Here is a 16,324-nt window from a genome sequence, read left to right as displayed (position 1 = left end):
GTAGCCCTTGCGGGCAAACACGGTATTTTCGCCCAGAGATAGGGTCGGTATCAAATCGTAGGTAAAAAACTCATCAATTCAGACTATTGCGGTAGTGGTATCGATCGGTCAAGTACAACCCCCGGCGAATTTCCATGGGGCGGTCACCATACGTATAAGACACCCTATCCACCTGCAACAACGGCGTCCCGGCGGGAACATTAAGCAGCGGACAGACCTCGGCCGGCGCGATCACCGCGCGCAGCTTTTCGTCCGCGCGCACCATGCTCACGCCGAATTCGGATTCGAACAGACCGTAGAGCGGCGCCTTGTTGGCGGTCAACAGCTCCAGGGTCAGTCCACGGAAGATGGAACCAGGCAGCCAGATGTCGTCCACGACGGTGGGCGTCTGCCCCATGGACAGCAGGCGGCGGATCATGACGACGGTTTCGCCGGCCCGCAGGTCCAGGGCGCGCGCGATCTCGGCGGGCGCACGCAGGCGCCGGCATTCCAGGATGCGGCTTTCCGCCCGGCCGGCCTCGCCTTCGTCGTCGGCGGCCAGGCGCAGGAAGCGGTAGCGCACGCGCGCTTCGTGGTGGGTGGCGACGAAAGTGCCCTTGCCCTGGCGGCGCAGCAGCATGTGCTCGGCAGCCAGCTCATCGACCGCCTTGCGCACCGTGCCCTGGCTCACCTGGAAACGGGCAGCCAGATCGATTTCGCTGGGGATGAGTTCACCGGGCTTCCATTCGCCGCGTTCCAGGCTCTGGACAAGCAGATCCTTGATTTGCCGGTAGAGCGGACTGAAAGCGGCCCCCTCGCCCGCCGTGCGGGCGGCGCGAATGCGTAAGGAGGTTTCGGGCCGGGGCTCTGCCATGGATCTTTTTGATTGAGTCATGTTTATCCGGAGGAAATGGGAGGGCGGCGCAAGGCAGCGAACCCATCCGCAATGCGCTGCTGCCGCCGGTGTTCTGGCTTGATACAGGCGCGCAACCGAAACCGGGTTGCGGCGCATTCGAATAAACGCTCTATTGTGGCATATCGGCCGGGACGCTGTCCAACGTCTTATGTCTTATATAAGATAGAAGAGCAATTGACGGACACGTAAATTCGATCTAGGATTCAACGCTGCCCGGGCCCCGCGCATGCCGCTGCGCGCGCCGTTGCACACGCGTTGATTTTCACGCCCAACGATTACACTGCTTGGTGAGATTTTTTCTCGCCAAACCATTACGGAGAACGTCCATGTCCAAGCCTGCCTTGCGTGTCGCCGTCACCGGCGCCGCCGGCCAAATCGGTTACGCACTGCTATTCCGCATCGCCTCGGGCGAAATGCTGGGTAAAGATCAACCCGTCATCCTGCAACTGCTGGAAATCCCCGACGAGAAAGCGCAAAAGGCCCTGAAGGGCGTCATCATGGAACTGGATGACTGCGCCTTCCCGCTGCTGCAAGAAGTCACCGCCCACAGCGATCCGCGCACCGCCTTCAAGGACGCCGACGTGGCCCTGCTGGTTGGCGCCCGCCCGCGCGGCCCCGGCATGGAACGCAAGGACCTGCTGTCGGTCAACGCCCAGATCTTCACGGCTCAGGGCAAGGCCCTGAACGACGTCGCCAGCCGCAACGTCAAGGTCCTGGTCGTCGGCAACCCGGCCAACACCAACGCCTACATCGCCATGAAGTCGGCGCCGGACCTGCCCGCCAAGAACTTCACCGCCATGCTGCGCCTGGACCACAACCGCGCCCTGTCGCAACTGTCCGCCAAGTCGGGCAAGCCGGTCGCCGCGATTGAAAAGCTGGTCGTGTGGGGCAACCACTCGCCCACGATGTACCCCGACTACCGCTTCGCCACCGTCGGCGGCGAATCGCTGTCCAAGCTGATCAACGACGACGCCTGGAACCGCGACACGTTCATCCCCACCGTGGGCAAGCGCGGCGCCGCCATCATCGAAGCCCGCGGCCTGTCCTCGGCCGCTTCGGCCGCCAATGCCGCCATCGACCACGTCCGTGACTGGGTCCTGGGCAGCAACGGCAAGTGGGTCACGATGGGCATCCCGTCGGACGGCTCCTACGGCATCCCCGAAGGCATCATCTACGGCGTGCCGGTCACGACCGAAAACGGCGAATACAAGCGCATCGAAGGCCTCGAAATCGACGCCTTCTCGCGCGAGCGCCTGGACTTCACGCTGAAAGAGCTCCTCGAAGAGCGCGACGGCGTCAAGGACCTGCTGAAGTAAGCAGCGCATGAGTAAAGAATTGGGCCCGTTTGCGCGGGCCCAATTCCTAGGCAAGACCGAAACATAAACCTGTCCCTTTGCCCCTGCGCAAAGAAATGTCGCGAAGGGGACAGATTTATTTTCCGGGCCCGCGGTAAGGTCAGGAACCAGGACGGGACGCGTCCCGGCCAGGCCTGCGACGCGCCAGTCCGCATTCCAGTCGTTTCATCCGGGGCCCATGAAAACACCCGGTCCAAATTACGGAGACCACCCATGTCCAGACCCGAATCCGCCGGCGCCCTCTTTCGCCGCGCGCTTGCCGAAGAAAGCCCCCTGCAGATCATCGGCGCCATCAACGCCAATCACGCGCTGCTGGCCAAGCGCGCCGGCTACCGCGCCATCTACCTGTCCGGCGGCGGCGTCGCGGCCGGTTCGCTGGGCCTGCCCGACCTGGGCATCAACACCATGGACGACGTCCTGACCGACGTGCGCCGCATCACCGACGTCTGCGACGTGCCGCTGGTGGTCGACATCGACACCGGCTTCGGCCCGTCGGCGTTCAACATCGCCCGCAGCGTCAAGAGTCTGATCAAGTTCGGCGCCGCCGCCTGCCACATCGAAGACCAGGTCGGCGCCAAGCGCTGCGGCCATCGCCCCGGCAAGGAAATCGTCTCGACCGAGGAAATGGCCGACCGCGTCAAGGCCGCGGCCGACGCCCGCACCGACACCGATTTCTACCTGATCGCCCGCACCGACGCGATCGCCTCGCATGGCGTGGATGCCGCCATCGTGCGCGCGCTGGCCTGCGTGGAAGCGGGCGCGGACGCGATCTTCGCCGAAGCCGCCTACGACCTGCCCACCTACGACCGCTTCGTCAAGGCGGTCAAGGTGCCGGTGCTGGCCAACATCACCGAATTCGGCAAGACGCCGCTGTTCTCGGTGGAAGAACTGAAGAGCGTGGGCGTGGGCATGGTGCTCTACCCGCTGTCGGCCTTCCGCGCCATGAACAAGGCCGCCGAAGCGGTCTACACCGCGATCCGCCGCGACGGCCACCAGAAGAACGTGGTGGACCTGATGCAGACGCGCGAGGAACTGTACGACCGCATCGGCTACCACGAATTCGAATCGAAGCTGGACGCGCTGTTCCAGAAGGGCAAGGCGTAAGCCAGCCCCCCGGTTTCCGGCGCCGCGGCAGCCGCCCGGCGCCTTGCATGCCCACCCCCAATAGCAACGACCATCGCGAAAGGAAGGAGTAGAGACATGAGCACGGCTCCCAAGAAGCAAGTGGCCAAGACGGACGCCCAGCCGGAAGAAAAAGCCGGCTTCAAGCCCAAGAAGTCGGTTGCGCTGTCCGGCGTCGTCGCCGGCAACACCGCGCTGTGCACGGTCGGCCGCAGCGGCAACGACCTGCACTACCGCGGCTACGACATCCTGGATATCGCCGACGCCAGCGAATTCGAGGAAATCGCCCACTTGCTGGTCCACGGCAAGCTGCCGAACAAGGCCGAACTGAAGGCCTACAAGGAAAAGCTGCGCAGCCTGCGCGGCCTGCCCGCCCAGCTGCAAGCCGCGCTGGAAGCCTTGCCCGCCGCCAGCCACCCGATGGACGTGATGCGCACCGCCGTGTCGGTGCTGGGCTGCGTGCTGCCTGAAAAAGACGATCACAACACCCCGGGCGCGCGCGACATCGCCGACCGCCTGATGGCCAACCTGGGCTCGGCCCTGCTGTACTGGTACCAGTACAGCCACAACGGCCGCATCATCGACGTGCAGACCGACGACGACAGCATCGGCGGCCATTTCCTGCACCTGCTGCACGGCGAGAAGCCCAGCGACGAGTGGGTCAAGGCCATGCACATCTCGCTGAACCTGTACGCCGAACACGAGTTCAATGCGTCCACGTTCACCGCGCGCGTCATCGCCGGCACCGGCTCGGACATGTTCTCCGCGATCTCGGGCGCCATCGGCGCGCTGCGCGGCCCCAAGCACGGCGGCGCCAACGAAGTGGCCTTCGACGTGCAGAAGCGCTATGAAACCCCGGACGAGGCCGAGGCCGACATCCGCCGCCGCGTCGAAGCCAAGGAAGTTATCATCGGCTTTGGCCACCCTGTCTACACCGTGTCCGACCCGCGCAACAAGGTCATCAAGGAAGTGGCCAAGAAGCTGTCCAAGAAGGCCGGCAGCACCAAGATGTTCGACATCGCCGAACGCTTGGAAACGGTCATGTGGGACATCAAGAAGATGTTCCCCAACCTGGACTGGTTCTCGGCCGTCAGCTATCACATGATGGGAGTCCCCACCGCCATGTTCACGCCGCTGTTCGTCATCGCGCGCACGGCGGGCTGGTCGGCCCACATCATCGAGCAGCGCATCGACAACAAGATCATCCGCCCCACCGCCAATTACGTGGGCCCGGAAGACCAGAAGTTCGTACCGCTGGAAAAGCGCAAGTAAGCCACGGCACCAGGGCGCGGACGAGGGCACGGCATGGCCACCTGTATTCATTCCATGGAGAGGTACCGCTATGTCTGCCCCGATCTCCAACGTCCGTCCCGATCCCGACCTGGTTCTGGTCGATATCGCCGACTACGTCCTGAAGTATGAAATCCAGAGCGGCCTGGCGTACGAAACGGCGCGCAACTGCCTGATCGACACGCTGGGCTGCGGCCTGGAAGCGCTGGAATATCCGGCGTGCAGGAAATTGCTGGGCCCCATCGTGCCCGGCACGACAGTCCCCCACGGCGCCAAGGTGCCGGGCACGCAATTCCAGCTCGATCCCGTGCAGGCCGCCTTCAACATCGGCGCGATGATCCGCTGGCTGGACTTCAACGACACCTGGCTGGCCGCCGAATGGGGCCACCCGTCCGACAATCTGGGCGGCATCCTGGCCACCGCCGACTGGCTGTCCCGCACCGCGGTCGCGGCCGGCAAACCGCCCCTGCTGATGCGCGACGTGCTGACCGGCATGATCAAGGCGCACGAGATCCAGGGCTGCATCGCACTGGAAAACTCCTTCAACAAGGTCGGCCTGGACCACGTCGTGCTGGTGAAAGTCGCCTCCACCGCCGTGGTGGCGCAGATGCTGGGCCTGAGCCGCGAGGAAGTGATCAACGCGGTGTCGCTGGCCTGGGTCGACGGCCAGAGCCTGCGCACCTACCGGCATGCCCCCAACACCGGCAGCAGGAAAAGCTGGGCCGCGGGCGACGCTACCAGCCGCGCCGTGCGCCTGGCGCTGATCGCCCGGACCGGCGAAATGGGCTATCCGTCCGTGCTGACGGCCAAGACCTGGGGCTTTTACGACGTGCTGTTCAAGGGCCAGCCGTTCCGGTTCCAGCGCCCCTACGGCAGCTACGTGATGGAAAACGTGCTGTTCAAGATTTCGTTTCCGGCCGAATTCCATGCGCAGACCGCCGTCGAATGCGCAATGGAACTCCACACCCGGCTGCAGGCCGCCGGCAAGAGCGCCGACGACATCGCGAAAATCACCATCCGCACGCACGAAGCCTGCATCCGCATCATCGACAAGAAGGGGCCGCTGGCCAACCCGGCCGACCGGGACCACTGCATCCAGTACATGGTGGCGGTGCCGACGCTGTTCGGCCGCCTGACCGCGGCCGACTACGAGGATGCGGTGGAGCGGGATCCGCGCATCGACGCGCTGCGCGACAAGATCGTCTGCGTCGAAGACCCGGCCTACACCCGCGACTATCACGACCCCGACAAGCGTTCCATCGCCAATGCGCTGACGGTGGAATTCAAGGACGGCACGCGGCTGGACGAGATCGTCTGCGAGTACCCCATCGGCCACAAGCGCCGCCGCGCCGAAGGCATACCGCTGCTGGAAACCAAGTTCCGCACCAATCTGGCGCGCATGTTCCCCGCCCGCCAGCAGGACCGCATCCTGCAGGCCTCGCTGGACCAGAAGCGGCTGGAAGCCATGCCGGTGCACGAGTACGTCGACCTGTATGTGATCTGAGCCGCCGTCCCGACCAGCCCCGTCCGCGGGGCTTGGCTTGCTGGCCTGAGCGCGCGGTGGCGCAGCTTACAATGCGGCTTTCTCGACTGGATCGCGCCATGGCCATGCTTTGGGTCAAGACCTTTCATATTGTCTTTATCGCTTCCTGGTTCGCCGGCCTGTTCTACCTGCCGCGCATATTCGTGAACCTGGCGCAGCAATCGGACCCCGCGGTCCATACCACCCTGCTGGGCATGGCGCGCCGCCTGTACCGCTTCACCACCATTCTGGCCATCGTCGCGGTCGTGTTCGGCATGTGGCTGTACCTGGGTTATGGCATCGGCGTGGGCCCCGGCAACGGCTGGATGCACGCCAAGCTCTTTTTCGTCCTGCTCGTCATCGGCTACCATCACGCCTGTGGCCTGATGCTGCGCAAATTCGAACAGGGCAAGAACACCCGTTCGCACAAGTTCTATCGCTGGTTCAACGAAGTTCCCGTCTTGCTGCTCTTGGTGGTGGTGGCGCTGGTCGTCGTCAAACCCTTCTGATACCCCCTACCTCTGCACATTCGCCAGGATTCGTATGTCCTCTGATGAACAGGACCGCCCGCGCAAGACGCTGACGATCAAGAAAACGGCGCGCGACGCCTATGCCGAAGACGCCCCCAAGCGCACCCGCACGGGCGCCCGCGCCCGCCTGGTCGCGCAACAGGAGCGCACCAAGGAAAGCATCGAACGCCAGAAGGATCCCGCCGCCTACCAGCGGCGCAAGGACGAGGAAGCCCGCGGCCCGCGCGGCGCCGGCCGCGGCCAGTCCGCGCGCGGCGCGTCGGATCGGGCCACGCCGGGACGCGGCGCCTCGGACCGGGCTGCCTCCGGGCGGCCCGCGCCGGACCGCAAGCGGGCCGACAGCCCGCGCCGCGAGACCGAGTCCGGCGGCCGCTCCGGCCGCGCCCCCCAGCGCGCGCCGCGCCTGCGCGACGATCAGTACATCGCGCCGGCCACGCCGGCGGGACGCTTCTACGACCCGTTCGAGGACGACGGTCCGGCGCCCGAATACCAGGCTGAACCCGAGCACGAATCGGATGCCGTTGACAGCCGCGAGCAGCACGAAGACCGCCGCGAACCCGCCGTCGAGGTCCGCAACCGCCGTCCGCGCGAAACCCGCCAGGCGGAAACGTTCCCCATCTTCGCCCCCTGCCCCCAAGGGCTGGAAGAGGCGCTGACGGCCGAAATGCAGGCGCTGGGCTTCGAGGACGCCCGGGCCGGCCGCGCTGGCTGCTCGTTCACGGCCGATTGGGCCGGCGTGCAGCGCGCCAACCTGTATTCGCGCCTGGCCACCCGCATCCTGGTGCAGGTCGCCCATGCCGAGATCTCGCATGAAGACGACATCCTCGACCTGGCCCGCGACACTCCCTGGGAGCGCTGGTTCGGCGCGGAGCAGACCTTGCGCGTGGACACCTCGGCCATCAAGAGCCCGGTGCAAAGCCTGCAGTACTGCAATTTGCGCGCCAAGGACGGCATTTGCGACCGCCTGCGCGAACTGGAAGGCGAACGCCCCAGCATCGACACCGTGCGTCCGGACGCACGCGTGCACCTGTTCCTGACCGGGCATACCGCGACGCTGTACCTGGACACCTCGGGCGAGTCGCTGTTCAAGCGCGGCTGGCGCCTGGACAAGGGCGAGGCGCCGCTGCGCGAGAACCTGGCCGCCGGCATGCTGGCGCTGGCGGGCTGGGATCCGGCCGCCCCGCTGCTGGATCCGTTCTGCGGATCGGGCACCATCCTGATCGAGGCCGCCTGGATCGCGCTGGGCGTGCCCCCGGGCATCTCGCGCCCGTTCGGCTTCGAACGCCTGCGCGGGCATGACGCCTACCGCTGGCGCGACCTGAAGGACGACGCCCGCGCGCGCATCCTGCCGCAGCTGGACGCGCCGTTGGTCGGCTACGACCTGGACCCGCAAGCCATCGAATTCGCCCGCAACAACGCCGAACGCGCCTGGCTGACCGAAGACTCGATCCGCTTCGAGGTCGGCGATGCCCGCCACGTCACCGCGCCCGCCGACCACGGCTGGATCGTCACCAACCCGCCCTACGGCGAGCGCATGGGGACGGAACAGGATGCGGATCTGTGGCGCGACTGGGCCACCTGCCTGAAGCGCAATTTCGCGGGCTGGCAGCTGCACGTCATCACCAGCGACCTGACGCTGCCCAACCAGCTGCGCCTGAAACCCAAGCGCCGCGTGCCCCTGCACAACGGTTCGCTGGACTGCCGCCTGTTCGGTTTCGAGCTGGTCGCGGCCGGTTACCGCGACGCCTGAGCGGCCTCGCGCCCCGGGCGGTTTCGCCCCCGGGGCGCCCCCCTTCGCCTTGAACAGCGCGTTGTAAAGGCGCCGCAACATGGCGCGCTTATCTTTGCTTATGGTTTTCCCCAGCACCGTTTGAGCGCATCATCGCACCAAGGTGTTGCCAATATGCACCGGGCACTTGCACAAGTTCAGGGTTAACCCCTATAATTCGGGTTATCCCTAGTAGCTAAACAAACAGTGCAAGCCCGTGGAGGCTATTGTGATCAACCCGAACAACACCATCCGCCTGACCGACGAACTCGAGCGCCAACTGATGCTCCAGGCTATTGAAGAACAATTCCGTCCGCACCCGATGCGGGCGTTGGCCGCCGGCCTGCGTAAGCTGGCCCACGGCATCCGTGCCCTGGCTGGCAAGACGAGCGCCAAGAACGCGCACTCCGCCGCCTAAGCAAGGCCCAGGCTTACGGCCTGAACAGTTTTCCCCTTGGGGGCTGCATAGCCCCTTTTAAGACCCGCCCTTACCGGTGGGTTTTTTTTTGCCTTGGAAGGCCTGGGCTTTGTCGGATAATAGCGACCCATGACGACCGACGCCCTCCTCGACCAGACCCCCGACCGGCTGCGCCGGTTCGCCTGCATGATGTACGAAGCCGTGCTGCTGTTCGGCGTGGTGTTCCTGGCGGGCTACCTGCTGGACACCCTGACCCAAAGCAAGAACGCGCTGGAACTGCGCGGCGCCCGGCAGGCCTGGCTGTTCGTCGCCATCGGGGCGTACTTCGTGCTGTGCTGGCGCCGCCGCGGCCAGACCCTGCCCATGAAGACCTGGAACATCCGCCTGGTCGACCGCGACGGCAACACCCCGTCCACGCCCCGCCTGATGTTGCGCTACGTCCTCGTCTGGCCGCTGGTGCTGGCCGGCGCGGCGGTCGTGTGGGCGGCCGCCAGCGCCACCGGCTGGCCTTCGATGGACATGTTCATCGTCGCCGCGCCCTTCACCATCTTCATCTGGTCCTGGTTCGATCCCGACGGCCAGTTCCTGCACGACCGCATCCTGGGCACGCGGCTGCGCAACGCGCCGCGGCACAAGAAGGCCCGCTAGCCCCGGGCCGGCGGCATCAGCCGCCGCGCCGTATACATCCTGCGACAAACGGCAACATCGTGCGCCGAATTAGCCGTTTGCTTTCAGAAAGTTGAAAGTCGACCGCAAAGACAATGGGGCCCCTTTTTTCAGACGCCCCAGAACCATCATGCGCGCTTTCCTTTCCCGTGTTGCGCTGGCCGCCGCCAGCGCCCTGTTCCTGCTGCCCGCCGGTGCGCTCGCGCAGAACGCGGCCGCCCAGCAGGAGATCGAAGCGGCCACCAAGGCCGCCTTCGCCGCCGCCCAGGAGGGGCCCGCCGACGTCAAGCTGGGCGAGCAGGCGGTCGTGCATCTGCCCGAATCCATGTTCTTCGTGCCGCGCATGCAGGCGGACCGGCTGATGGCGGCCTACGGCAACGGCAAGGATCCTTCCCTGCTGGGCGTGGTGATGCCCAAGAGCGACGATGACGATTGGGTCATCACCGTCAATTTCGACAAGGCCGGCTACATCAAGGACGACGACGCCAAGAACTGGAACGTCAACGAATTGCTGGACAGCCTGCGCGAAGGCACCGAGCAGTCCAACGAAGAGCGCAAGAAGCGCGGCTTCCCCGAATTGATCATGGACGGCTGGGTCGAAGCGCCGAAGTACGACAGCAACTCGCAGCGCCTGGTCTGGTCGGTCGCGGTCAAGCACAAGGGCGAAAGCGCCACCGAGAACCCCACCGTCAACTACAACACCTACGCGCTGGGCCGCGACGGCTACATCACGCTGGACCTGATCACGCAGAAGAGCATGGTGCCCAAGGACAAGACGGCCGTGCTGACCTTGCTGGATAACCTGAACTACGTCGAAGGCAAGCGCTACGCCGACTTCAATTCCTCGACCGACAAGGTGGCCGAGTACGGCCTGGCCGCCCTGGTGGCTGGCGTGGCGGCCAAGAAGCTGGGCCTGTTCGCCGTGATCGCCGCCTTCCTGGCGAAATTCGCCAAGGTCGGCGTGCTGGCCGCGGCTGCGCTGGGCGGCGGCCTGTGGAAGCGCCTGCGCGCCAAGAAGGCCAACCAGCAGCAGCCCTGACCGCCGTTTCGGATCGCGGCCGCACTATGCCTTGAAACCGATGCGCGGCGGCCCGCCGTGCATCGCGAAACCTCGCCCGGCCGACACAACAGTGTCACGCGGCGTTCACGTTCCGGTCATCGCCGGATGGTTTCATTCCCAGGCATGAGCACAGCCCCTGGGAACGCGACCGTGAACGAAATCCGCCCCGCGCACTGGCGCGCCCTCTGGATTTCCGATATTCACCTGGGCACCGCCGGGTGCAAGGCGGAATTCCTCATAGACTTTCTCGACCACAACGATTCCGACACCCTTTACCTGGTGGGGGACATCGTCGACGGCTGGCAGCTGCGCAAGCACTGGCACTGGCCCCGGGCGCACAACGACGTCATCCAGCGCATCCTGCGCAAGGCGCGCAACGGCACCCGGGTCGTATTCATCCCGGGCAACCATGACGAATTCGCGCGCGAGTTCGCTGGCTACGCCTTCGGCGACATCGAAATCCTGGACGAGGACGTGCACGTCACCGCCAAGGGACAGCGCCTGCTGGTGCTGCACGGCGACCAGTTCGACGGCGTGATCCAGCACAGCCGCTGGCTGGCCCATCTGGGCGACGGGCTCTATCAACTGGCGCTGTGGATCAACCATCATTTCAACCGGCTGCGCCACCGCCTGGGACTGCATTACTGGTCCCTGTCGCAATACCTGAAGCACAAGGTCAAGAACGCCGTGTCCTTCATCACGGACTTCGAAGAGGCGCTGGCGGGCGAAGCCCGGCGCCGGGGTCTGGACGGCGTGGTCTGCGGCCATATCCACAAAGCCGAACTGCGCTATGTGGGCGAGATCCTCTACTGCAACGACGGCGACTGGGTGGAGAGCCTGTCCGCCCTGGCGGAAACGCACGACGGCCAGCTCCAGCTGCTGGACTGGGCCGCCGTCATGGCGGAACGCGAAGCCGATCCCGCCACCCGGCCGCCCCGCTCGCTGACGCTGCCGGCCCTGCCGTCCGCGCTGCGCCGCCAGGGCAAACACCCGTGATAACCCGTATGCGTCCCCGTTACGCAACGGGGATGTTGCAGTTCACGGCCCTCTAGGTCATGCTTGCATCTGGGGCAACGGGCCAACTTGACCCGTTCACGCTGCAACATGCTCACAACATAGGGCCATGAACGACCAATATCAGGCGCTCTACCAAACATTCCGCTGGCTGGTACCCACCCAGTTCAACATCGCGGAAGCGTGCTGCCACCGCTGGGCATCCAGTAGTCCGGATGCGCGGCGCATTGCCATCTACTACGAAGATGAATCTGGCAACCGCGAGGTCTGGACCTATGCCCGCCTGGCGGAAGCGGCCAATCAGCTGGCCAACGGCCTGGTGAAAATGGGCGTCGGGCGCGGCGACCGCGTCGGTGTGGTGCTGGGACAACGGCCCGAGACCGTGGTGGCCCATATGGCCATCTACAGCGTCGGCGCCGTGGTGCTGCCGCTGTCCGCCCTGTTCGGTCCGGAAGCCCTGGAAAGCCGCCTGCGCGACTCGGAAACCCGCGTCGCGATCGTGGATTACGCCTCCAGCGCCAACCTGTTGGCCGTGAGCGACAACTGTCCCAACCTGCAGCAGATCATCGGCATCGGCTTCGCCGACGAACGTGTTTTGCCCTGGCGCAGCCTGCTGGCGCGCCAACCCAGCGAATTCAAGATGGTCCAGACCCGTTCCTCGGATCCGGCCATTCTGCTCTATACCTCCGGCACCACCGGCGCCCCCAAGGGCGCGCTGCTGCCGCACAGCGTGCTGATCGGCAACCTGCCGGGCTTCGTCGCCTCCCAGGACTGGTTCCCCAAGCCCGCCGACGTGTTCTGGTCGCCGGCCGACTGGGCCTGGACCGGCGGCATGATGGACGCCCTGCTGCCCACCCTGTACTTCGGACACCCCATCGTCGGCACGCGCGGCCGCTTCTCGGTCGAGCGCGCATTCGAACTCCTGGAACGCTACCAGGTCACCAACACCTTCCTCTTCCCCACCGCGCTCAAGATGATGATGAAGGCGGTGCCGGAACCGCGCGGCCGCTACCAGCTGGCCCTGCGTTCCATCATGAGCGCCGGCGAAAGCGTGGGCGAGACCGTCTTCGAATGGTGCCAATCGGCGCTGGGCGTGACGCCCAACGAAATGTTCGGCCAGACGGAAATGAACTACGTGGTGGGCAACAGCCAGAAGCGCTGGCCCGCCAAGCCTGGCAGCATGGGCCGCCCCTACCCGGGCCACAACGTCGCGGTGCTGGACGAGGACGGCAAGCCCGTGGCGCCCGGCGCCACCGGCGAGATCGCCGTCAACCGGCTCGACATCCATGGCTATCCGGATCCCGTGATGTTCCTGGGCTACTGGCGCAATGAAGCCGCCACCCAGGCCAAGTTCAAGGGCGACTGGTGCCTGACCGGCGACCTGGCCAAGATCGACGCCGACGGCTACCTCTGGTACGCGGGCCGCGCCGACGACGTCTTCAAGTCCGCCGGCTACCGCATCGGCCCGGGCGAAATCGAAAGCTGCCTGATCGGACATCCGGCCGTGGCCAACGCCGCGGTCGTGCCCAAGCCCGACGCCGAGCGCGGCGCCCTGGTCAAGGCCTACGTGGTGCTGACGCCGGAATTCGCGCAGCGCGACCGCAACGACATCATCGAGAACCTGCAGGAACATGTGCGCGAGCGCCTGGCCCCATACGAGTACCCCAAGGAGATCGAATTCGTCGACGAGCTGCCCATGACCACCACCGGTAAAATCCAGCGCCGCATCCTGCGCCTGCGCGAAGAAGAGCGCTCGCGGATGACCGCAGGCATTACAGACGCGCCGCACGCCCCCAAGGCGTGAAGCCGCAACCGGAGACCTAGGCATGCCCATTTACCAGCTCGACGACCTGATTCCCCGCATCGACCCGGCGGCCTACGTGGCCGACAGCGCCGACATCATCGGCAACGTAACGCTGGAGGCAGGCGTCAGCATCTGGTCCAACGTGTCGATCCGCGGCGACAACGACGCCATCCTGATCAAGAGCGGCACCAATATCCAGGAAGGCAGCGTGCTGCATGTGGACGACGGCTGTCCCATGACCATCGGCCCCAACGTGACGGTGGGCCATCAAGCCATGCTGCACGGCTGTACCATCCACGAAGGCGCCCTCGTGGGCATGCAGGCCATCGTGCTGAACAACGCGGTCATCGGCCGCAACTGCCTGATCGGCGCCGGCGCGATCATTCCCGAAGATCGCATCATTCCCGACAACTCCCTGGTCATCGGCATCGGCAAGATCGTCCGCGAACTCTCGGCCGAGGAAATCGCCAATCTGCACAAGAACACCGCCCATTACGTGGCGCGCGGCCAACACTACAAGACCGCGCTGAAACGGATCGGCTGAGCGCCCCTGGGCGGCGCTTCGACCCTGCTGGCGGCAGGGGGAATAGACGGGCCTGATCGGCTAACATTCCTCCATGACCGATCAGCTCAAGAAATACCTTACCGAAGACCGCAGCGTCCGCATCCAGGCCGTGCGCCTGGACGCGACCTGGAAGGCCGTGCAGGCCAATCACGACTATCCTCCCGCCATCACCCACCTGCTGGGCGAACTGGTGGCGGCGTCCACGCTGCTGGCCGCCAACATCAAGTTCGACGGCTCGCTGGTGCTGCAGATCCAGGGCGACGGCCCCATCGCCCTGCTGGTGGTGGAATGCCGCAACGACCTGAGCCTGCGCGCCACCGTCAAGATGCGCGAAGGCCACGAGGTACCCAGCGATGGCAACATGCAAAGCCTGCTGAACCCGGGCGGCAACGGCCGTTTCATCGTGGTGCTGGACCCGCAGCGCAAGCTGCCGGGCCAACAGGCCTACCAGGGCATCGTGCCCCTGCAGGGCGACACCGTGGCCGAAGCGCTGCAGCACTACATGAAGGCCTCTGAACAGCTGGATACCCGGCTGTGGCTGGCGGCCGACGCCGACCATGCCACGGGCATGCTGATCCAGCGCCTGCCCTACCATGGCGGCTCGGACGCGCCCGCGCTCACCGAACAGAACGCCGCCGAAACCTGGGACCGCGCCTGCGCCCTGGCCGGCACCATCAAGCGCGACGAACTGCTGGCCACCGACATCGACACGCTGATCCATCGCCTGTTCTGGGAGGAAACCCTGGTGGCGTTCGATCCGCTGGCGGTGCGCTGGCACTGCCCCTGCACCCGCGAACGCGTGGCCAGCATGCTGCGCACGCTGGGCCAGGAAGAGATCAACAGCATCCTGGCCGAACGCGGCCAGGTCGACGTGGCCTGCGACTTCTGCGGCAAACCGTATAAGTTCGACTCCGTCGACTGTGCCACCTTGTTCTCGTCCGGCACGGCTCCCTCCGCGGACGAACCTCCCACGGTGCACTGATCCACACCGGCGGCCTGGCCGCCGGGACGTTTCGATCACACCGGCTTATCCTCATCGACAGGCGGTCATGCCTGCGCCAGACTGCGCAGCCATGACCGCCTTTTTTCATGTTCCCTCCTGCCGGCAACACGGCGCCGCCGCCATCGAATTCGCGGTGGCTGGCGCCGTGCTGCTGCTGCTGGGCTTGCTGGCGATCGAGGCCGCCCGCTGGCAGGGTGTGCGCCAGATGGCCTATCTGGCGCTGATGGAGGCGGCGCGCGCCGGCGCTACCGGCAACGGCGATCCCGCGCGCATGCGGACGGCCTTTCTGCAGGCCCTGCTGCCGCGCCACGCGGACCCGCAAGGCCAGACTGGCGCGCGCCGCCGCCAAGCTGACGAGCAAGCCGAGCTGGCTGCCATTTCGGGCACCCACCCCTGGCGCATCGAAGTCCTGCTGCCCGATGAGCAATCGTTCCGCGAACACGCCCGCCCGGACCTCAAGGTGCCCGCGGCGTCAGGCCTGCGCGCCATCGACAACGGCTACCAGGACCTGCAGCATGCGCGCCGGCCGTCGCATCCGGGCGGACAGACCATCTTCCAGGCCAACACCTTGAAGCTGCGGCTGACCTATCTGCACAAGCCGCTGCTGCCGCCCTTGCGGGCATTGCTGGCCGCGCTGGGCGCCGATCGCGGCAGCTATGCCGGCAACGCGCAGGCCCGGGGCCTGTTGCCCTTGCGCATGGAACTGGAAACAGAGATGCACTCGCACCCGGTGGATTGGGCGCGCAGGACGCCGCAACCCGCCGGCATCGTGTACGGCGAATGCCGCAGCATGCGCTGCGGCTGAACGGAACGGGGGATGAACAGGAACGGCAGCCGGCGCTCAGTGCCGGGTATTGGCCTGATTGGCGGGCTTGGGAGGCGTCGCCGCCGGGCGGGCCGCCGGCGCGCTGGCGCGCGCGGGCGTGGCCGGCTTGGCCGCGGCGTCGGCAGCCAAAGAGGCGCCGCCAGCCGGGGCCGGGGTGTTCTGCGGCAGGATGTGCACGAACACCTCGCCGTCGCGCATCATGCCCAGTTCGCCGCGGGCGCGTTCCTCGATGGCGCCGGAGCCGCCTTCGAGGTCGCGCACTTCCGCTTCCAATGCGGCATTGCGCGCGCGCAGGCCTTCGTTGGTCTCGCGTTGCTCCGCCACCTGGCGTTGCAGATCCCAGACCTTGAACCACCCGCCCTTACCCAGCCACAGCGGGTATTGGATCAGGCCTAGCAGCACGAACAGCACCAGGAACAACAGGCGCATACGCGGGAACCCTCAGCAGTCGTGGCGTGGATGCGGCCCCGGGATTGCGCCGGGGGC

The 16,324-nt window shown here is 65.9% G+C and carries 16 protein-coding genes; 14 read left to right on the top strand and 2 right to left on the bottom strand.

Going from position 1 to position 16,324, the window contains the following annotated elements; translation table 11 throughout:
* Nucleotides 1–73 precede the first annotated feature (73 nt).
* Entirely contained in the window at nucleotides 74–853 is a 780-nt protein-coding gene (locus ACM1PE_RS03920; RefSeq protein ID WP_042792450.1) for a GntR family transcriptional regulator, read from the bottom strand.
* Nucleotides 854–1,221: 368 nt separating this feature from the next.
* Here ACM1PE_RS03920 and ACM1PE_RS03915 point away from each other — a divergent pair, with 368 nt between their 5' ends.
* The 14 genes from ACM1PE_RS03915 to ACM1PE_RS03850 all read left to right on the top strand — a co-directional run bounded on the left by ACM1PE_RS03915 (nucleotide 1,222) and on the right by ACM1PE_RS03850 (nucleotide 15,817).
* Nucleotides 1,222–2,211: a malate dehydrogenase gene (locus ACM1PE_RS03915; RefSeq protein WP_088139105.1), complete on the top strand. Its 990-nt coding sequence runs from the start codon at nucleotides 1,222–1,224 to the stop codon at nucleotides 2,209–2,211.
* A 252-nt stretch (nucleotides 2,212–2,463) separates the two neighbouring features.
* Nucleotides 2,464–3,354, top strand: coding sequence for a methylisocitrate lyase (prpB, locus tag ACM1PE_RS03910; RefSeq protein ID WP_419342572.1), 891 nt, complete (start codon nucleotides 2,464–2,466; stop codon nucleotides 3,352–3,354).
* Nucleotides 3,355–3,450: 96 nt separating this feature from the next.
* Nucleotides 3,451–4,644 (top strand): bifunctional 2-methylcitrate synthase/citrate synthase, encoded by a 1,194-nt coding sequence (gene prpC / locus ACM1PE_RS03905; protein WP_419342571.1) that lies wholly within the window; start codon nucleotides 3,451–3,453, stop codon nucleotides 4,642–4,644.
* 70 nt (nucleotides 4,645–4,714) lie between these two features.
* Nucleotides 4,715–6,166 (top strand): bifunctional 2-methylcitrate dehydratase/aconitate hydratase, encoded by a 1,452-nt coding sequence (locus ACM1PE_RS03900; RefSeq protein ID WP_419342570.1) that lies wholly within the window; start codon nucleotides 4,715–4,717, stop codon nucleotides 6,164–6,166.
* A 98-nt stretch (nucleotides 6,167–6,264) separates the two neighbouring features.
* Nucleotides 6,265–6,693: a CopD family protein gene (locus tag ACM1PE_RS03895; RefSeq protein WP_187524030.1), complete on the top strand. Its 429-nt coding sequence runs from the start codon at nucleotides 6,265–6,267 to the stop codon at nucleotides 6,691–6,693.
* Nucleotides 6,694–6,727: 34 nt separating this feature from the next.
* Nucleotides 6,728–8,464, top strand: coding sequence for a THUMP domain-containing protein (locus ACM1PE_RS03890; RefSeq protein WP_419342569.1), 1,737 nt, complete (start codon nucleotides 6,728–6,730; stop codon nucleotides 8,462–8,464).
* 247 nt (nucleotides 8,465–8,711) lie between these two features.
* Entirely contained in the window at nucleotides 8,712–8,900 is a 189-nt protein-coding gene (locus ACM1PE_RS03885) for a hypothetical protein (protein ID WP_006389355.1), read from the top strand.
* 129 nt (nucleotides 8,901–9,029) lie between these two features.
* Nucleotides 9,030–9,548, top strand: coding sequence for an RDD family protein (locus ACM1PE_RS03880; protein ID WP_419342568.1), 519 nt, complete (start codon nucleotides 9,030–9,032; stop codon nucleotides 9,546–9,548).
* A 148-nt stretch (nucleotides 9,549–9,696) separates the two neighbouring features.
* The gene (locus tag ACM1PE_RS03875) at nucleotides 9,697–10,605 is read left to right on the top strand and encodes a DUF2167 domain-containing protein (protein ID WP_059374673.1); all 909 of its coding nucleotides are present in this window, start codon (nucleotides 9,697–9,699) and stop codon (nucleotides 10,603–10,605) included.
* Between the two features lie 126 nt (nucleotides 10,606–10,731).
* Complete coding sequence (locus ACM1PE_RS03870) at nucleotides 10,732–11,622, top strand: UDP-2,3-diacylglucosamine diphosphatase (protein WP_373429004.1); 891 nt, start codon at nucleotides 10,732–10,734, stop codon at nucleotides 11,620–11,622.
* A 127-nt stretch (nucleotides 11,623–11,749) separates the two neighbouring features.
* Complete coding sequence (locus ACM1PE_RS03865; RefSeq protein WP_059374678.1) at nucleotides 11,750–13,444, top strand: acyl-CoA synthetase; 1,695 nt, start codon at nucleotides 11,750–11,752, stop codon at nucleotides 13,442–13,444.
* Between the two features lie 22 nt (nucleotides 13,445–13,466).
* Nucleotides 13,467–13,988 carry a gamma carbonic anhydrase family protein gene (locus ACM1PE_RS03860; RefSeq protein ID WP_059374679.1) on the top strand — a complete coding sequence of 174 codons (522 nt, stop codon included), beginning with the start codon at nucleotides 13,467–13,469 and terminating at the stop codon, nucleotides 13,986–13,988.
* A gap of 73 nt (nucleotides 13,989–14,061) precedes the next feature.
* The gene (hslO, locus tag ACM1PE_RS03855) at nucleotides 14,062–14,991 is read left to right on the top strand and encodes an Hsp33 family molecular chaperone HslO (protein ID WP_059374681.1); all 930 of its coding nucleotides are present in this window, start codon (nucleotides 14,062–14,064) and stop codon (nucleotides 14,989–14,991) included.
* Between the two features lie 91 nt (nucleotides 14,992–15,082).
* A complete protein-coding gene (locus ACM1PE_RS03850) occupies nucleotides 15,083–15,817 on the top strand; it encodes a TadE/TadG family type IV pilus assembly protein (RefSeq protein WP_419342567.1) in 735 nt (244 codons plus the stop codon).
* A gap of 36 nt (nucleotides 15,818–15,853) precedes the next feature.
* On the opposite strand, the gene ftsB is transcribed toward ACM1PE_RS03850, so the two are convergent.
* Nucleotides 15,854–16,267, bottom strand: a complete 414-nt coding sequence (gene ftsB / locus ACM1PE_RS03845) for a cell division protein FtsB (RefSeq protein WP_059374685.1) — start codon at nucleotides 16,265–16,267, stop codon at nucleotides 15,854–15,856.
* Nucleotides 16,268–16,324 lie beyond the last annotated feature (57 nt).

Source organism: Achromobacter sp. PD1, assembly GCF_048541815.1.
Taxonomy (GTDB): Bacteria; Pseudomonadota; Gammaproteobacteria; order Burkholderiales; family Burkholderiaceae_B; genus Achromobacter; species Achromobacter bronchisepticus_A.
Note: the sequence above shows the minus strand (reverse complement) of the source record. Positions and strands in the feature narration are given on the sequence as shown.

Bases quoted from the DNA above. Each gene is read 5' to 3' on its own strand.
- ACM1PE_RS03920 (WP_042792450.1), bottom strand. From the start codon at position 853: ATGGCAGAGCCCCGGCCCGAAACCTCCTTACGCATTCGCGCCGCCCGC.
- ACM1PE_RS03915 (WP_088139105.1), top strand. From the start codon at position 1,222: ATGTCCAAGCCTGCCTTGCGTGTCGCCGTCACCGGCGCCGCCGGCCAA.
- prpB (WP_419342572.1), top strand. From the start codon at position 2,464: ATGTCCAGACCCGAATCCGCCGGCGCCCTCTTTCGCCGCGCGCTTGCC.
- prpC (WP_419342571.1), top strand. From the start codon at position 3,451: ATGAGCACGGCTCCCAAGAAGCAAGTGGCCAAGACGGACGCCCAGCCG.
- ACM1PE_RS03900 (WP_419342570.1), top strand. From the start codon at position 4,715: ATGTCTGCCCCGATCTCCAACGTCCGTCCCGATCCCGACCTGGTTCTG.
- ACM1PE_RS03895 (WP_187524030.1), top strand. From the start codon at position 6,265: ATGGCCATGCTTTGGGTCAAGACCTTTCATATTGTCTTTATCGCTTCC.
- ACM1PE_RS03890 (WP_419342569.1), top strand. From the start codon at position 6,728: ATGTCCTCTGATGAACAGGACCGCCCGCGCAAGACGCTGACGATCAAG.
- ACM1PE_RS03880 (WP_419342568.1), top strand. From the start codon at position 9,030: ATGACGACCGACGCCCTCCTCGACCAGACCCCCGACCGGCTGCGCCGG.
- ACM1PE_RS03875 (WP_059374673.1), top strand. From the start codon at position 9,697: ATGCGCGCTTTCCTTTCCCGTGTTGCGCTGGCCGCCGCCAGCGCCCTG.
- ACM1PE_RS03870 (WP_373429004.1), top strand. From the start codon at position 10,732: ATGGTTTCATTCCCAGGCATGAGCACAGCCCCTGGGAACGCGACCGTG.
- ACM1PE_RS03865 (WP_059374678.1), top strand. From the start codon at position 11,750: ATGAACGACCAATATCAGGCGCTCTACCAAACATTCCGCTGGCTGGTA.
- ACM1PE_RS03860 (WP_059374679.1), top strand. From the start codon at position 13,467: ATGCCCATTTACCAGCTCGACGACCTGATTCCCCGCATCGACCCGGCG.
- hslO (WP_059374681.1), top strand. From the start codon at position 14,062: ATGACCGATCAGCTCAAGAAATACCTTACCGAAGACCGCAGCGTCCGC.
- ACM1PE_RS03850 (WP_419342567.1), top strand. From the start codon at position 15,083: ATGACCGCCTTTTTTCATGTTCCCTCCTGCCGGCAACACGGCGCCGCC.
- ftsB (WP_059374685.1), bottom strand. From the start codon at position 16,267: ATGCGCCTGTTGTTCCTGGTGCTGTTCGTGCTGCTAGGCCTGATCCAA.